Genomic DNA, 15,830 nt, shown 5'->3' with positions numbered 1-15,830 from the left:
GTGTACGTCTCCGGTGCCGGAAGCGCCTCGTTTAACCGGCGTGTCCCGGGGCACACCATGCTTACGCCGGGGGTGCCTCTGACGTGCGCCTATGACCCGTCAGCGGGCGTTGAAGTACTTCGCCTCCGGGTGATGGATCACGATCGCGTCGGTGGACTGCTCGGGGTGCAGCTGGAACTCCTCGGACAGGTGGACGCCGATCCGCTCCGGCCGGAGCAGGTCCGCGATCTTGGCGCGGTCCTCCAGGTCGGGGCAGGCGCCGTAGCCGAGGGAGAAGCGGGCGCCCCGGTACTTCAGGGCGAACATGTCCTCGATGTCGGCCGGGTCCTCGCCGGCGAAGCCGAGTTCGGAGCGGACCCGGGCGTGCCAGTACTCGGCGAGTGCCTCGGCCAACTGCACGGACAGGCCGTGCAGTTCGAGGTAGTCGCGGTAGGAGTTGGCCTCGAAGAGCTTCGCGGTCTCCTCGCCGATGCGCGAGCCGACGGTGACGACCTGGAAGCCGACGACGTCGGTCTCGCCCGACTCCTCCGGGCGGAAGAAGTCGGCCAGGCACAGGCGGCGGCCGCGGCGCTGGCGCGGGAAGGTGAACCGGGTGCGTTCGTTGCCCCGCTCGTCCAGGACGATCAGGTCGTCGTCCTTGGACACGCACGGGAAGTAGCCGTAGACGACGGCCGCTTCCAGCAGGTTCTCGGTCTGGAGCCGGTCCAGCAGGCCGCGGAGCCGGGGACGGCCCTCGGTCTCCACCAGGTCCTCGTACGACGGTCCCTCACCGGTGCGGGCCTGCTTCAGCCCCCACTGGCCCTTGAAGAGCGCGCCCTCGTCGAGCCAGCTCGCGTAGTCCTTGAGCGGGATGCCCTTGACGATCCGGGTGTCCCAGAACGGCGGGGCCGGCACGGGGTTGTCGGTGGCGACGTCGGAGCGGACGTGCCCCTCCTGGGGCCGTTCCTCGGCCTGAGCGGTGGCCGTGGCCCGGACCCGGCGCTGCTTCAGCTCGGGCAGCTTCGCGCCGGGCACGCCGCGCTTGACGCCGATGAGGGCGTCCATCAGGCGCAGGCCCTCGAAGGCGTCGCGGGCGTAGCGGACCTCGCCCTCGTAGATCTCGTGCAGGTCCTGTTCGACGTAGGCGCGGGTGAGGGCGGCGCCGCCGAGGATGACCGGGAAGCGGGCGCCGAGGCCGCGCTGGTTGAGCTCCTCCAGGTTCTCCTTCATGATCACCGTGGACTTCACCAGCAGCCCGGACATGCCGATGACGTCGGCCCGGTGCTCCTCGGCCGCCTCCAGGATCGCGGAGACGGGCTGCTTGATGCCCAGGTTGACGACGTTGTAGCCGTTGTTGGACAGGATGATGTCGACCAGGTTCTTGCCGATGTCGTGGACGTCGCCACGCACGGTGGCCAGCACGATGGTGCCCTTGCCCTCGGCGTCCGACTTCTCCATGTGCGGCTCGAGGTAGGCGACGGCGGCCTTCATCACCTCGGCGGACTGCAGGACGAACGGCAGCTGCATCTGGCCGGAGCCGAACAGCTCGCCGACGACCTTCATGCCGTCCAGCAGGGTCTCGTTGACGATGTCGAGCGCCGGACGGTCCCGCAGGGCGTCGTCCAGGTCGGCCTCCAGGCCGTTGCGCTCGCCGTCGATGATGCGGCGCTTGAGGCGCTCCTCCAGCGGGAGCGCGGCGAGCTCCTCGGCCTTGCCGGCCTTCAGGGACTTGGCCGTGGCGCCCTCGAAGAGCTGCATGAGCTTCTGGAGGGGGTCGTAGCCCTCGCCGCGGCGGTCGTGGATCAGGTCGAGGGCCGTGCTGACCTCTTCCTCGGTGAACCGTGCGATCGGCAGGATCTTGGACGCGTGCACGATGGCCGAGTCCAGGCCCGCCTTGACGCACTCGTCGAGGAAGACCGAGTTCAGCAGGATGCGGGCGGCCGGATTGAGGCCGAAGGAGATGTTCGACAGGCCCAGCGTGGTCTGCACGTCGGGATGGCGCCGCTTCAGCTCGCGGATCGCCTCGATGGTGGCGAGGCCGTCCTTGCGGGACTCCTCCTGACCGGTGCAGATGGTGAAGGTCAGGGTGTCGATGAGGATGTCCTCCTCGCGGATGCCCCAGTTCCCGGTCAGGTCGGCGATCAGCCGTTCGGCGATCTCGACCTTCTTCTCGGGGGTGCGGGCCTGGCCCTCCTCGTCGATGGTGAGCGCGATCAGCGCGGCGCCGTGCTCCTGGGCCAGCCGGGTGACCTTCGCGAAGCGCGAGTCGGGGCCGGCGCCGTCCTCGTAGTTCACGGAGTTGATCACCGCGCGGCCGCCGAGCTTCTCCAGGCCGGCCCGGATGACGTCGACCTCGGTGGAGTCCAGCACGATCGGCAGGGTGGAGGCGGTGGCGAAGCGGCCGGCCAGCTCCTCCATGTCGGCGACGCCGTCGCGCCCGACGTAGTCCACGCACAGGTCGAGCATGTGCGCGCCCTCGCGGATCTGCTCCCGCGCCATCTCCACGCAGTCGTCCCAGCGGCCCTGGAGCATGGCCTCGCGGAACTTCTTGGAGCCGTTGGCGTTGGTGCGCTCGCCGATGGCCAGGTACGAGGTGTCCTGCCGGAAGGGCACCGTCTGGTAGAGGGAGGCGGCTCCGGGTTCGGGGCGCGGGTCGCGGTCGGCCGGGGTGAGGCTTTGGACGCGCTCGACGACCTGACGCAGGTGCTCGGGGGTGGTGCCGCAGCAGCCGCCGACCAGGGAGAGGCCGTACTCGCGGACGAAGGTCTCCTGGGCGTCGGCCAGCTCCGGCGCGGTCAGCGGGTAGTGGGCGCCGTCCTTGCCGAGGACCGGCAGGCCCGCGTTGGGCATGCAGGACAGCGGGATGCGGGCGTTGCGGGCGAGGTAGCGGAGGTGCTCGCTCATCTCGGCCGGGCCGGTGGCGCAGTTCAGGCCGATCATGTCGATGCCGAGCGGCTCCAGCGCGGTGAGCGCGGCACCGATCTCGGAGCCGAGGAGCATGGTGCCGGTGGTCTCGACAGTCACCGAGACGATCACCGGCAGGTCCAGGCCGAGGGCGTCGAGACCGCGGCGGGCGCCGAGGACGGCGGCCTTGGTCTGCAGCAGGTCCTGGGTGGTCTCCACGAGCAGCGCGTCGGCGCCGCCGGCGACCAGGCCCTCGGCGTTGCGCTGGTAGGCGTCGCGCAGGGTGGTGTACGGGGCGTGGCCCAGGGTGGGCAGCTTGGTGCCGGGGCCCATGGAGCCGAGCACCCAGCGGGCGCGGCCGTCCCGGGCGGTGAAGTCGTCGGCGACCTCGCGGGCCACCCGGGCGCCGGCCTCGGACAGCTCGTACACGCGGCCGGAGATGTCGTACTCGCCGAGGGCGGAGTGGTTGGCCCCGAAGGTGTTGGTCTCGACGCAGTCGACGCCCACGGCGAAGTACGCCTCGTGGACGGAACGGACGATGTCGGGGCGGGTGAGGTTGAGGATCTCGTTGCAGCCCTCGAGCTGCTGGAAGTCCTCGAGCGTGGGGTCCTGGGCCTGGAGCATGGTGCCCATGGCTCCGTCGGCGACCACCACACGCGTGGCGAGCGCCTCTCGGAGCGCGGACGCGCGGGTCCGGCTGTCGGCGGAAGGGGACGGTGGCGACGAGGCCATGAAGGGGCTCCCTAGATGCGACGGCTGTCGGCTTTGCGGTGTCCCGGTCAGGCGGGGATGCCGCACGGCGCCAGGGTAACCGGGAGTCGGCTTGGATGGGCAGCGGCGTCCACGGGGCGGACGCCGGGTGGCGGGTGCGCCACTCGGGGGCCACGTGTGGTGTAACAAGTGCCGACCGACCATTGGCGGGAGGTCGGCACGGACCGGTAGTGTTCGGCATTGCCGAACGGTGTGGTCTCGATGCACCTGAGGGCAGTCGATGGGGACGGAGGCAGTACGGCGATGGCACGGAACATCCAGTCGCTCGAAAGGGCGGCCGCGATGCTGCGGTTGCTGGCGGGCGGCGAGCGGCGGCTCGGCCTGTCGGACATCGCCTCGTCACTGGGTCTCGCCAAGGGCACCGCCCACGGCATCCTGCGCACCCTCCAGCAGGAGGGTTTCGTGGAGCAGGACGACGCCTCCGGGCGTTACCAGCTGGGCGCGGAGCTGCTGCGCCTGGGCACCACGTATCTGGACGTGCACGAGTTGCGGGCCAGGGCCCTGGTGTGGACGGACGATCTGGCCCGCTCCAGCGGGGAGAGCGTCTACCTGGGGGTCCTGCACCAGCAGGGCGTGCTGATCGTGCACCACGTCTTCCGGCCGGACGACAGCCGGCAGGTGCTGGAGATCGGCGCCATGCAGCCGCTGCACTCCACCGCGCTCGGCAAGGTCCTCTCGGCCTACGACCCGGTGGCGCACAGCGAGGCGATGGAGACGGAGCGGAAGCCGTTCACCGACCGCACCGTGTACGACGCCGTGGACTTCGAGAACCTCCTCGACATCACGCGCGCCCGGGGATACGCGGCCGACGTGGAGGAGACCTGGGAAGGGGTGGCGTCCATCGCCGCACCCATCCACGACCGGCGCCGCATGCCCGTGGGCGCGGTCGGCATCACCGGCGCCGTGGAACGGCTGCGCCGGGACGGCGAACTGCGCTCCGAGCTGATCGCCGCGGTGCGCGACTGCGCCCGTGCGGTGTCCCGGGACCTGGGCGCCGGACGGTTCTGAGCGCCGCGCGCTCCTCCCGGGGCACACCCGGGGACTTTCTGCGGGGTACGACCGGAACGCCGGGTGGCGTTCCGGCCCTCGCTCTACCCTGAAACCGGCAAATCGGGCGAGTGCCTACGTCAGTGCGCGAACAGTGATAGTCGGCAGCGATCAATAACGATCCTGTTTTCGATAACAGAACCCTTGACGCATGCGTGACGCCGAAGCAAGACTCCCGTCCATCGGTCGGCATTGTCGAACACCTACCGGCAATACGCGCTAGAGTGTGACAACGCCAAGGGCCGGCATCGCTCTCACCCCCGAGGGCGCCAGAACCCCGGCGGGACCCGGGGTTCGGCTTTCCCTGGCACGAAGGACAAAGGAGTCGCGGGTGTCCAGCTCCGACATCTTCATCGGCGAGACCATCGGTACCGCCATACTCATCCTGCTCGGCGGCGGCGTCTGTGCTGCCGTCACGCTGAAGGCCTCCAAGGCCCGTAACGCCGGTTGGCTCGCCATCGCCTTCGGGTGGGGCTTCGCCGTCATGACGGCCGTGTACATCTCCGGACCTCTCTCCGGTGCACACCTCAACCCGGCCGTCACCGTCGCACTCGCCATCAAGAACAGCGACTGGACCAACGTTCCGGTCTACTTCGCCGGTCAGCTGCTCGGCGCGATGATCGGCGCGACCCTCGTGTGGGTCACCTACTACGGCCAGTTCCACGCCCACCTCACCGACAAGGAGATCGTCGGCGGTCCGGGCGCGCAGGCCACCACGGCCAAGGCGGTCGAAGCCCAGGAGAAGGGCGCCGGCCCGGTCCTCGGCATCTTCTCCACCGGTCCGGAGATCCGGAACGCGGTGCAGAACCTCGCCACGGAGATCATCGGCACCGTGGTGCTGATCCTCGCGGTCCTCACCCAGGGCCTGAACGACAAGGGCAACGGCCTCGGCATCCTCGGCGGTCTGATCACCGCGTTCGTGGTGGTGTCGATCGGTCTCTCCCTCGGCGGCCCGACGGGCTACGCGATCAACCCGGCCCGTGACCTGGGCCCGCGCATCGTGCACGCCCTGCTGCCGCTGCCCAACAAGGGCGGTTCCGACTGGGCCTACGCCTGGGTCCCGGTGGTCGGTCCGCTGATCGGCGGCGCGATCGCTGCGGGCATATACAACGTCGCATTCGCTTAGACCACGCCTCCGAGCACGCGCCGTACGTACGCCCCCTTCACACGGATCTTTCAGGAGCACACAGTGACCGACGCCCACACCGCTGGCCCCTTCATCGCCGCGATCGACCAGGGCACCACCTCCAGCCGCTGCATCGTCTTCGACCGGGACGGGCGGATCGTCTCCGTCGACCAGAAGGAGCACGAGCAGATCTTCCCCAAGCCGGGCTGGGTCGAGCACAACGCCAACGAGATCTGGACCAACGTCCAGGAAGTCGTCGCCGGAGCCATCGCCAAGGCCGGCATCACCCGTGACGACATCAAGGCCATCGGCATCACCAACCAGCGCGAGACCACCGTGCTGTGGGACAAGAACACCGGTGAACCCGTCTACAACGCCCTCGTCTGGCAGGACACCCGCACCGACGCCCTGTGCCGGGAGCTGGGCCGCAACGTCGGCCAGGACCGCTTCCGCCGCGAGACCGGACTCCCGCTGGCCTCGTACTTCTCCGGGCCCAAGGCCCGCTGGCTGCTCGACAACGTCGACGGTCTGAAGGAGCGCGCCGAGGCCGGGGACATCCTCTTCGGCACCATGGACACCTGGGTCATCTGGAACCTGACCGGCGGTGTCAACGGCGGCAAGCACGTCACCGACGTAACCAACGCCTCCCGCACCATGCTCATGAACCTGCACACCATGGAGTGGGACGAGAAGATCGCCGAGTCCATCGGCGTACCGCTGCAGATCCTGCCCGAGATCCGCTCCTCCGCCGAGGTCTACGGCGAGGTCACCGGCGGCAAGCTCGGCGACGTGCTCGGCGGCATCCCGGTCGCCTCCGCGCTCGGCGACCAGCAGGCGGCCCTGTTCGGCCAGACCTGCTTCTCCGAGGGCGAGACCAAGTCCACCTACGGCACCGGCACGTTCATGGTGATGAACACCGGTGACAAGATCATCAACTCCTACGCCGGTCTGCTGACCACGGTCGGTTACAAGATCGGCGACCAGCCGACGGTCTACGCCCTGGAGGGCTCGATCGCCGTCACCGGCTCGCTGGTGCAGTGGATGCGCGACCAGATGGGCCTGATCTCCACCGCCGCCGAGATCGAGACGCTCGCGCTCTCGGTCGAGGACAACGGCGGCGCCTACTTCGTGCCGGCCTTCTCCGGTCTGTTCGCCCCGCACTGGCGCTCCGACGCCCGCGGTGTGATCGCCGGCCTGACCCGGTACGTCACCAAGGCGCACCTCGCGCGCGCCGTCCTGGAGGCCACCGCCTGGCAGACCCGGGAGATCGCCGACGCCATGGTGAAGGACTCCGGCGACGAGCTGGTGACCCTCAAGGTCGACGGCGGCATGACCTCCAACAACCTGCTGATGCAGACCCTCGCCGACGTTCTGGACGCACCGGTGGTGCGCCCGATGGTCGCCGAGACCACCTGCCTCGGCGCCGCCTACGCCGCCGGCCTCGCCGTCGGCTTCTGGTCCAGCACCGACGAACTGCGCGCCAACTGGCGCCGGGCCGCCGAGTGGACCCCCCAGATGGACGCGGACACCCGCGACCGTGAGTACAAGAACTGGCTCAAGGCCGTCGACCGGACCATGGGCTGGATCGAGGACGAGAGCTGAGCTGCCCACACACAGCTCGGACATCTCTGACGAGGAGTAAGTACCCGACATGACCAGTCAGTCCACCCTGAGTTCCGTGCCTGCCCTGGGGACGCACCCGGCCTCCGGCTCCAACCCGAGCCGGGCCGAGACCAGGGAGCAACTCTCCAAGGCGTCGTACGACCTTCTGGTGATCGGCGGCGGCATCCTGGGCATCTCCACCGCCTGGCACGCCGCGCAGTCCGGCCTGAGGGTGGCTCTGGTCGACGCCGGCGACTTCGCCGGCGCCACCTCCTCCGCCTCCTCCAAGCTGCTCCACGGCGGTCTGCGCTACCTGCAGACCGGCGCGGTGAAGCTGGTGGCGGAGAACCACTTCGAGCGCCGTGCGGTCTCCCGCCAGGTGGCCCCCCACCTGGCGAACCCGCTCACCTTCTACCTCCCCGTGTACAAGGGGGGGCCGCACGGCGCGGCGAAGCTCGGCGCGGGCGTCTTCGCCTACTCCGCGCTCTCCGCGTTCGGTGACGGCGTCGGCCACCTGCTCTCCCCCGCCAGGGCGGCGCAGGACGTGCCCGAGCTGCGCACCGAGAACCTCAAGGCCGTGGCCGTGTACGGCGACGACCAGATGAACGACGCGCGCATGGCGCTGATGACGGTCCGCGCGGCCGTCGAGTCGGGCGCCGTCGTCCTCAACCACGCCGAGGTCACGGGCCTGCGCTTCACCAACGGCCGGGTGACCGGTGCGGAACTGAGGGACCGCCTCTCGGGCGACGAGTTCGGCGTGAGCGCCCGTCTGGTGCTGAACGCGACCGGCCCCTGGGTCGACCACCTGCGCAGGATGGAGGACCCGAACGCGGCTCCGTCCATCCGCCTGTCCAAGGGTGCGCACCTGGTCCTGAAGCGCACCTCTCCCTGGAAGGCCGCGCTCGCGACCCCCATCGACAAGTACCGCATCACCTTCGCCCTCCCCTGGGAGGACATGCTGCTGCTCGGCACCACCGACGAGGAGTACGAGGGCGACCCGGCGGACGTGTCCGTCAACGACAAGGACATAGCCCAGATCCTGGACGAGGCCGCGTTCTCCGTCCGCGACCAGCAGCTCCAGCGGGACCTCATCACCTACGCCTTCGCCGGCCTGCGCGTGCTGCCGGGCGGCCCCGGTGACACCGCCAAGGCCAAGCGCGAGACGGTCGTGACCGAGGGCAAGGGCGGCATGCTGTCCGTCGCGGGCGGCAAGTGGACCACCTTCCGGCACATCGGCCGTACGGTCATGCAGAAGCTGGAGTCGCTGCCGGGCCACCCGCTCGGTGACGACTTCGAGCCGATCTCCTCGCTGCCGAAGAAGCTGCCGCTGCCCGGTGTCGCCAACCCGCGTGCCGTCGCGCACCGCTTGCTGGTGGACCACCCGGCGCCCGGTCCGCGCATGGCCGCCGACACCGCCAAGCACCTGGCCACTCACTACGGCTCCCTGGCCTTCGACATCGCCCGGCTGGCCAACGAGAACCCGGAGCTGGCCGAGCGCGTCCACCCCGACGCCCCGGAGATCTGGGCGCAGGTCGTGTGGGCCCGCGACCACGAGTGGGCCGAGACGGCGGACGACGTGCTGCGCCGCCGTACGACGCTGACGATCCGGGGTCTGGCCACGGACGAGGTCCGCGGGCGGGTCCAGGACGTGCTCGACAAGAAGTGAGCCTCGGCGGCGACCGGTCCGACTCCCCTGACCGGGACCGGCCGCCGCCGTAGTGCCGGACCCCGCCGCACCGGGTCCGGACCACCGGGAGGGGCGGCCCCACGCCGATGGGGCCGCCCCTCCCGCGTGCTGTCCCCGGACGGTCGCGTGATGCCGGACACCACGGACTCCGCCCGGTGAAGCCCGCATAATGTGCTCAGACATCCGATGTCTGAGCACTGCGCGGGCGACAGGAGGCCGGTCATGGCAGTCACCGACGAGGCGATCGAGAAGATCAAGGACATGATCGTCTCCGGTGCGCTGCGCCCCGGGGACCGGTTGCCCAAGGAGAGTGAGCTCGCCGCCGAGCTGGGGCTGTCCCGCAACTCGCTGCGCGAGGCCGTGCGCGCGCTGTCGCTGATCCGGATCCTGGACGTGCGGCAGGGCGACGGCACGTACGTCACCAGCCTCGATCCGCAGCTGCTGCTGGAGGCGATGAGCTTCGTGGTGGACTTCCACCGCGACGACACCGTGCTGGAGTTCCTCGCGGTGCGCCGGATCCTGGAGCCGGCCGCGACGGCGATGGCGGCCTTCCGGATCAGCGAGCAGCAACTGGACGCGCTGTCCGCGCAGTTGGACGCGCTGGGCGAGGGTCCCTCGGTGGAGGAACTGGTCGCCGCCGACCTGGAGTTCCACCGCGGCATCGTGCGCGGCGCCGGCAACTCGGTGCTGTGTTCGCTGCTGGACGGGCTGTCCGGGCCGACCACGCGGGCCCGGATCTGGCGGGGCCTCACCCAGGAGGACGCGGTCGGCCGCACCCTGCGCGAGCACCGGGCGATTCTGGCCGCGCTGCGCGACCGGGACGCGGAGGCGGCCCGCTCCTGGGCGACCGTGCACATCGCCAGCGTGGAGCAGTGGCTGCGCAGCACGCTGTGAAACGCCTGTACGGAACAGGCCGGTCTCCCGGTTGACGCGGGGTGTTCTACGCGGGCGAACGGGGCAGTGATCCGGTCACTGGCCCACGCGAGGGGGCTGCGGGCGCCCCCGCCGGACGCCGTAAGGTTGGTGAGTCAAGCGAGGGCACGTCGGAAGGAGGCACTGGGTGATCGAGCTGGAGGGGGTTCCCGAGCTGATCGACCCAGTCATGGTGGCCGCGTTCGAGGGCTGGAACGATGCCGGTGACGCCGCCTCCACGGCGGTCGCGCATCTGGAACGCGAGTGGAAGGGCGAGGTGTTCGCGGCGCTGGACGCCGAGGACTACTACGACTTCCAGGTGAACCGGCCCACGGTGTTCATGGAGGCCGGTGTGCGCAAGATCACCTGGCCGACGACACGGTTGTCGGTGGTCCGCGTCGGCGGCGAGAAGCCGCGCGACCTGGTGCTGGTCCGCGGCATCGAACCGTCCATGCGCTGGCGCTCGTTCTGCAACGAGCTGCTCGGCTTCGCGCACGAGCTGGGCGTGGAGCTGGTGGTCATCCTGGGCGCCCTGCTCGGAGACACCCCGCACACGCGTCCGGTGCCGGTCAGCGGGGTCACGTCCGACCCGGACCTGGCCCAGCGGATGGACCTGGAGGAGACCAAGTACGAGGGTCCGACGGGCATCGTCGGTGTCCTGCAGGAGGCGTGTACGCACGCCGGCGTCCCGGCGGTGTCGCTGTGGGCGGCCGTACCGCACTACGTCTCCCAGCCGCCCAACCCGAAGGCCACGCTGGCGCTGCTCAACCGGCTGGAGGACCTGCTGGACCTGCGCATCCCGCAGGGCGAGCTGCCCGAGGACGCGCGCGCCTGGCAGGTGGGCGTGGACCAGCTGGCCGCCGAGGACAGCGAGGTCGCCGAGTACGTGCAGACGCTGGAGGAGGCCCGGGACACCGCGGAGCTGCCCGAGGCGTCGGGTGAGGCGATCGCCCGCGAGTTCGAGCGGTATCTGCGGCGGCGGGACGTGGGCCCTCCGGGCGGTCACGCGACCGCCGACGGCGGGGACGGCGGCTCGTTCCGCAGGGACAACCCCGGCGGAAAGAACCGGCCGCCGAAACCGCCCAAGCCGGATGCGGCCGAGGGTGACGAGGAGGACGGTCCTCAGGAGTGAGGACACCGGAAAGGGGCGGTTCCCGATGAGGGAACCGCCCCTTTCCGCGTCTGCCGGAGCTGCCGGGGCTAGAGCGCCACGCCGAGCAGCGCGTCCACGGCCCGCGTGACCAGGCCCGGTGCGCCGGTGTCGGTGCCGCCCCGCTCCTCCTGCCGGGCCGCCCAGCGGTCCACCGCGGCGAGCGCGGCCGGGGCGTCGAGGTCGTTCGCGAGGGCCTCGCGGATCTCCTCGACGAGTGCGTCGGCGGACGGGCCGTCGGGGCGGGACACGGCCGCACGCCAGCGGCCGAGGCGGGCCACGGCGTCCCGCAGGACCTCGTCGGTCCACTCCCAGTCGGCGCGGTAGTGGTGGGCCAGCAGGGCGAGCCGGATGGCGGCCGGGTCGACGCCCTCGCGGCGCAGCGCCGAGACGAAGACGAGGTTGCCCTTGGACTTGGACATCTTCTCGCCGTGCAGCGCGACCATGCCGGCGTGGACGTACGCCTTGGCCATGGGGAACTCGCCGGTGAGCACCTGGGCGTGCGAGGCGCCCATCTCGTGGTGCGGGAAGGCGAGGTCGGAGCCGCCGCCCTGGACGTCGAAGCCCATGCCCAGATGGTCGAGGGCGATGGCGACGCACTCGATGTGCCAGCCGGGCCTGCCCCGGCCGAGGGAGGCCCCGTCCCAGCTGGGCTCGCCCTCACGGGCGGCCATCCACAGCATCGGGTCCACGGGGTTCTTCTTGCCCGGGCGGTCCGGGTCACCGCCGCGCTCGGCGGACAGCAGCCGCATGGCGGCCGCGTCGAGGCCCGAGACCTTGCCGAAGTTCGGGTCGGACTCGACGGAGAAGTAGATGTCGCCCTCCAGCTCGTAGGCCGCGCCGAGGTCGCGCAGCCGCTCCACGAGCGGGACGATGCCGGGTATCGCCTCCACGGCGCCTATGTAGTGCCGCGGCGGGAGCAACCTGAGGGCGGTCATGTCCTCGCGGAAGAGGGCGGTCTCCTTCTCGGCGAGGGCGACCCAGTCGACGCCGTCCCGTTCCGCGCGCTCCAGCAGCGGATCGTCGACGTCCGTGACGTTCTGGACGTAGTGGACCTGCCGCTTGGTGTCGAGCCACACGCGCTGAACGAGGTCGAACGCGTTGTAGGTCGCCGCGTGACCCATGTGGGTCGCGTCGTACGGGGTGATGCCGCAGACGTAGATACGGGCGACGGGACCGGGGTCGAGGGTGACGAGGCCGCCGGTCGCGGTGTCGTGGATCCTCAGGTCGCGGCCCTGACCAGGCAGGGCGGGGACCTCGGAAGCGGGCCAGGCATGCATGTACATGAGCCTAACCGGCCACGAGCTGCGTATACGAACGGGATCTCGCCGGATGGCCGGTTGGGCGCTCTTGTACATGGCGACCGGATGTGCTGAGCGGGCTCACACGGGGGGCCAGGGAATGGCCGGCCACTGGCCGTTCGGCTCCGGATGGACACCCGTGGTGAGCAGCGCGTCGACCCGCGCGCGTGTGGCGTCGATCTCGGCCGGGGTGATCAGTGCGGTCAGCCGCTCGCCCAGGGGCCCGACGAGGGCCTTGCGCAGTCCTTTGAGGACGTCGACGGCCTCGGTGGTCAGGGGCTCGCCGGCCCAGCCCCACAGCAGGGTGCGCAGCTTGTCGTCGACGTTGAAGGTGACGCCGTGGTCGATGCCGTAGAGCCGGCCGTCGGTGGTGGGCAGCAGATGGCCGCCCTTGCGGTCGGCGTTGTTGATCACGGCGTCGAGGACGGCGAGCCGGCGCAGCCGCTCGTCGTCGGCGTGCACGAGGAGCGCGGTGCGGCCCTCGCCGACCTCGGCCAGGCCGATCGCCTTCCAGCCCGGCTCCGGTTCCTCCGCGTCGACCAGGGCGAGCAGCTCGGCCTCAGCCTGCACGTCGATCCACAGCTGGCACATGCCCTCGCCGTACGGCCCGTCGCGCAGCACGGTCGGCGGGACGAGCCCCCAGCCGGTGGCCTCGGAGACCTCGTAGGCGGCCACCTCGCGGCCAGCCAGGGTGCCGTCGGGGAAGTCCCACAGGGGACGCTCCCCGGCCACCGGCTTGTAGATGCAGTCGGCTTCCCGGCCGTCGAGGGCGACGGTGCAGAACAGTGCGGCGTTGGAGGCCTCGCGGATCCGGCCGCGCACGCTCAGCTCACCCCGCGCGAGCAGCTCGGCGGGGCTGGAACGGGGCGTCACGCTCCGCGGCGGTATCCGTTCTGGCGCGGACATACGTGTCCTTCCGGATCGAGCGGGAGGCTGCACAGCGGACACGGCGGCCGCCCGGCGTTGACGACGTCGAGGGCGCGCTTGGCGAAGGCCCGGGCCTGCGCGCCGGTCAGCCGGACCCGCAGCATCGGGGGCCCGTTCTCCTCGTCCTGGAGGAGGCGCTCCTCGGCCTCGGCGAGGTCCTCCTCGGTGTCGGCGTCCAGCTCCACCAGGGCCTGCGCCTCGACGATCATGCGCTGTTCCTCGCCGTCCCAGGCCAGCGCCATGGTGCCGACGCGGAACTCCTCCTCGACGGGGGACTCCAGCGGGGCGGTGTCGGCGATCTCCGTGGGCGCCATGGCGGGGACGGCTGCGCTGCCGCCACTGCGCCGTACGACCTCGTCGAGCAGTTCGTCCATGCGCTCGGCGAGCGCGGCCACCTGGGTCTTCTCCAGTGCCACGCTGGTCACCCGGGAGCCTGCGGTGGCCTGGAGGAAGAACGTACGGCGTCCGGGCAGTCCGACCGTGCCGGCCACGAAGCGGTCCGGCGGGTCGTAGAGGAACACCTGACGGGACACGTCCTGTCTCCATTGAGAGTGAGTGCGGGGAGTGGGTTCGGGAGTTTCAGCGGTGCGGGCCACGGATTCGCGGCTGTGCGGACCGCTTCACCCTACTGCGGCCGACGATCACGGTGCGCCCGCACCGCCCCCGACCGGTGCGTCGCCCTCACCAGGTTCCTCACGCGGGGCCAGGGAAGCGAAATCGCCGGTGTCGCCGAGGCGGACGAGAAACGGCCGCAGACGGGTGTAGCGGATCGCGGTGACGGAACACGGTTCCACGGAGATCCGCTGGAAGAGGTCGAGATGGAGTCCGAGGGCGTCGGCGACGAGGGATTTGATGATGTCGCCGTGGGAGCACATGAGGTAGAGGGCGTCGGCTCCGTGGTCGCGTTCCACGCGCGCGTTCCACTCGCGGACGGCCTCGGCGGCGCGGGTCTGCATGGCGCGCATGGACTCGCCGCCGGGGAAGGCGGCGGCCGACGGGTGGGCCTGGACGACCTCCATCAGCGGTTCGTCCTTCAGCTCGGCGAGCTTGCGGCCGGACCAGTCGCCGTAGTGGCACTCCCCGATCCGTTCGTCGGTGTGGGCGCGCAGCTCCGGCCGGGCCTCCAGCAGCGGCCGTACGGTCTCCTGGCAGCGCTGCAGGGGGCTGGTGACGATCTCGGAGATCGGCAGTGCGGCGAGCCGGGCGGGCAGCGCGGCGGCCTGTGCGGCGCCGCGCTCGTCCAGCGCGACGCCTGGCGTCCAGCCGGCGAGGACACCGGAGGTGTTGGCGGTGGAGCGTCCGTGCCGGACGAGGATCAGCGTGGGCATGCCGCCCAGGGTAGGCGTATCAGCACATGCAAGGGTGATCGGATGAAGGGAGAGTGCGCTCTGTGATCGTCGACTGCGCCATCTACCGGCACGGGCACCGTACCGAGGGCCCGGAGGACCTGTCCGACGCGCTCACCGAGGCGCGGGCGGAGGGAGGGTTCGTGTGGATCGGTCTGCACGAGCCGTCCGAGCGGGAGTTCAACCTGGTCACGCAGGAGTTCGCGCTGCATCCGCTGGCGGTCGAGGACGCGTTGAAGGCGCATCAGCGGCCCAAGCTGGAGGTGTACGACGACTCGCTGTTCATGGTGCTGAAGCCGGTCGTGTACGACACGGAGCACGACACCGTCTCGGCCGGCGAGATCATGGCCTTCATCGGCGACGCCTTCGTGGTCACCGTCCGTCACGGCGAGAGCTCGCCGCTGGCCGCGGTGCGGCACCGGCTGGAGGAGGAGCCGGAGATGCTCGGCAAGGGCCCGAGCGCGGTGCTGTACGCGATCGCCGACGCCGTCGTCGACCACTATCTGGAGGTGGCGACGGAGCTCGGGACCGACCTGGAGGAGCTGGAGGCGGAGGTGTTCCGCCCCGAGGGCGGCTCGCGGGCCACCGCGTCGCGGATCTACGGCTTCAAACGGCAGATCCTGGAGTTCCGCAGGGCCACCGGCCCGCTGGCGCTGCCGCTGAGCCGGCTGGCGGGCACCGGACCGTTCGGCGGCACGGTGCCCTTCGTGCACGAGAAGGCGCGGCTGTTCTTCCGGGACGTGGGCGACCATCTGACGCGGGTGAACGAGTCCGTGGAGGGCCTGGACCGGCTGGTGTCGGACATCCTGTCGGCGCATCTGGCGCAGATGAGCGTGCGGCAGAACGACGACATGCGGAAGATCTCGGCGTGGGCGGCGATGGCCGCCGTCCCGACGATGATCGCGGGGATCTACGGCATGAACTTCGACCACATGCCGGAGCTGCACTGGCTGTGGTCGTATCCGGCGGTGATCCTGGTGATGGCCGCGCTGGAGGTCCTGCTGTACCAGCAGTTCAAGCGGCGCGGCTGGCTGTGACCGGCTGCTCGGGGCTCAGGCGAACTCGTGGGCGGGCGTCG

General features: G+C 70.7%; 12 protein-coding genes. 7 read left to right on the top strand and 5 right to left on the bottom strand.

Features of this window, described 5'->3' with window-relative positions; translation table 11 throughout:
* Positions 1 to 99 precede the first annotated feature (99 nt).
* A complete protein-coding gene (gene metH, locus AB0D93_RS22060; protein WP_362121757.1) occupies positions 100 to 3,615 on the bottom strand; it encodes a methionine synthase in 3,516 nt (1,171 codons plus the stop codon).
* Between the two features lie 282 nt (positions 3,616 to 3,897).
* Between metH and AB0D93_RS22055 the strand changes: the two genes are divergently transcribed.
* From AB0D93_RS22055 to AB0D93_RS22030, 6 genes are all read left to right on the top strand, one after another.
* Positions 3,898 to 4,662, top strand: a complete 765-nt coding sequence (locus AB0D93_RS22055; protein ID WP_362121755.1) for an IclR family transcriptional regulator — start codon at positions 3,898 to 3,900, stop codon at positions 4,660 to 4,662.
* Positions 4,663 to 5,032: 370 nt separating this feature from the next.
* On the top strand, positions 5,033 to 5,827 hold the full coding sequence (locus AB0D93_RS22050) for an MIP/aquaporin family protein (protein WP_362121753.1): 795 nt from the start codon (positions 5,033 to 5,035) through the stop codon (positions 5,825 to 5,827).
* A 63-nt stretch (positions 5,828 to 5,890) separates the two neighbouring features.
* Positions 5,891 to 7,429, top strand: a complete 1,539-nt coding sequence (gene glpK, locus AB0D93_RS22045; protein WP_362121751.1) for a glycerol kinase GlpK — start codon at positions 5,891 to 5,893, stop codon at positions 7,427 to 7,429.
* Positions 7,430 to 7,478: 49 nt separating this feature from the next.
* Positions 7,479 to 9,095, top strand: a complete 1,617-nt coding sequence (locus AB0D93_RS22040; protein WP_362121749.1) for a glycerol-3-phosphate dehydrogenase/oxidase — start codon at positions 7,479 to 7,481, stop codon at positions 9,093 to 9,095.
* A gap of 243 nt (positions 9,096 to 9,338) precedes the next feature.
* On the top strand, positions 9,339 to 10,010 hold the full coding sequence (locus AB0D93_RS22035) for a FadR/GntR family transcriptional regulator (protein WP_362121747.1): 672 nt from the start codon (positions 9,339 to 9,341) through the stop codon (positions 10,008 to 10,010).
* 166 nt (positions 10,011 to 10,176) lie between these two features.
* Positions 10,177 to 11,160, top strand: a complete 984-nt coding sequence (locus AB0D93_RS22030) for a PAC2 family protein (RefSeq protein ID WP_362121745.1) — start codon at positions 10,177 to 10,179, stop codon at positions 11,158 to 11,160.
* A gap of 68 nt (positions 11,161 to 11,228) precedes the next feature.
* Here AB0D93_RS22030 and mshC read toward each other — a convergent pair whose 3' ends face one another.
* The 4 genes from mshC to AB0D93_RS22010 form a co-directional block, all read right to left on the bottom strand.
* Positions 11,229 to 12,458, bottom strand: coding sequence for a cysteine--1-D-myo-inosityl 2-amino-2-deoxy-alpha-D-glucopyranoside ligase (gene mshC, locus AB0D93_RS22025; RefSeq protein WP_362121743.1), 1,230 nt, complete (start codon positions 12,456 to 12,458; stop codon positions 11,229 to 11,231).
* Between the two features lie 102 nt (positions 12,459 to 12,560).
* Complete coding sequence (locus AB0D93_RS22020; RefSeq protein WP_362121741.1) at positions 12,561 to 13,385, bottom strand: SCO1664 family protein; 825 nt, start codon at positions 13,383 to 13,385, stop codon at positions 12,561 to 12,563.
* The gene (locus tag AB0D93_RS22015) at positions 13,349 to 13,939 is read right to left on the bottom strand and encodes a DUF3090 domain-containing protein (RefSeq protein WP_362121738.1); all 591 of its coding nucleotides are present in this window, start codon (positions 13,937 to 13,939) and stop codon (positions 13,349 to 13,351) included. Before AB0D93_RS22015 ends, AB0D93_RS22020 begins: the two co-directional genes overlap by 37 nt.
* Before the next feature lie 108 nt (positions 13,940 to 14,047).
* On the bottom strand, positions 14,048 to 14,734 hold the full coding sequence (locus AB0D93_RS22010; RefSeq protein ID WP_362121736.1) for a histidine phosphatase family protein: 687 nt from the start codon (positions 14,732 to 14,734) through the stop codon (positions 14,048 to 14,050).
* A 62-nt stretch (positions 14,735 to 14,796) separates the two neighbouring features.
* Here AB0D93_RS22010 and corA point away from each other — a divergent pair, with 62 nt between their 5' ends.
* Positions 14,797 to 15,789 carry a magnesium/cobalt transporter CorA gene (gene corA, locus AB0D93_RS22005; RefSeq protein WP_362121933.1) on the top strand — a complete coding sequence of 331 codons (993 nt, stop codon included), beginning with the start codon at positions 14,797 to 14,799 and terminating at the stop codon, positions 15,787 to 15,789.
* Positions 15,790 to 15,830: the final 41 nt, after the last annotated feature.

Origin of the sequence: Streptomyces sp. NPDC048191 (genome assembly GCF_040652655.1) — a bacterium.
GTDB lineage: Bacteria > Actinomycetota > Actinomycetes > Streptomycetales > Streptomycetaceae > Streptomyces.
This window is presented reverse-complemented; position numbering and strand designations above follow the sequence as displayed.

What these genes read in the sequence shown, in the direction of transcription:
- metH (WP_362121757.1), bottom strand. Translation starts at nt 3,615, where the DNA reads ATGGCCTCGTCGCCACCGTCCCCTTCCGCCGACAGCCGGACCCGCGCG.
- AB0D93_RS22055 (WP_362121755.1), top strand. Translation starts at nt 3,898, where the DNA reads ATGGCACGGAACATCCAGTCGCTCGAAAGGGCGGCCGCGATGCTGCGG.
- AB0D93_RS22040 (WP_362121749.1), top strand. Translation starts at nt 7,479, where the DNA reads ATGACCAGTCAGTCCACCCTGAGTTCCGTGCCTGCCCTGGGGACGCAC.
- AB0D93_RS22035 (WP_362121747.1), top strand. Translation starts at nt 9,339, where the DNA reads ATGGCAGTCACCGACGAGGCGATCGAGAAGATCAAGGACATGATCGTC.
- mshC (WP_362121743.1), bottom strand. Translation starts at nt 12,458, where the DNA reads ATGCATGCCTGGCCCGCTTCCGAGGTCCCCGCCCTGCCTGGTCAGGGC.
- AB0D93_RS22020 (WP_362121741.1), bottom strand. Translation starts at nt 13,385, where the DNA reads ATGTCCGCGCCAGAACGGATACCGCCGCGGAGCGTGACGCCCCGTTCC.
- AB0D93_RS22010 (WP_362121736.1), bottom strand. Translation starts at nt 14,734, where the DNA reads ATGCCCACGCTGATCCTCGTCCGGCACGGACGCTCCACCGCCAACACC.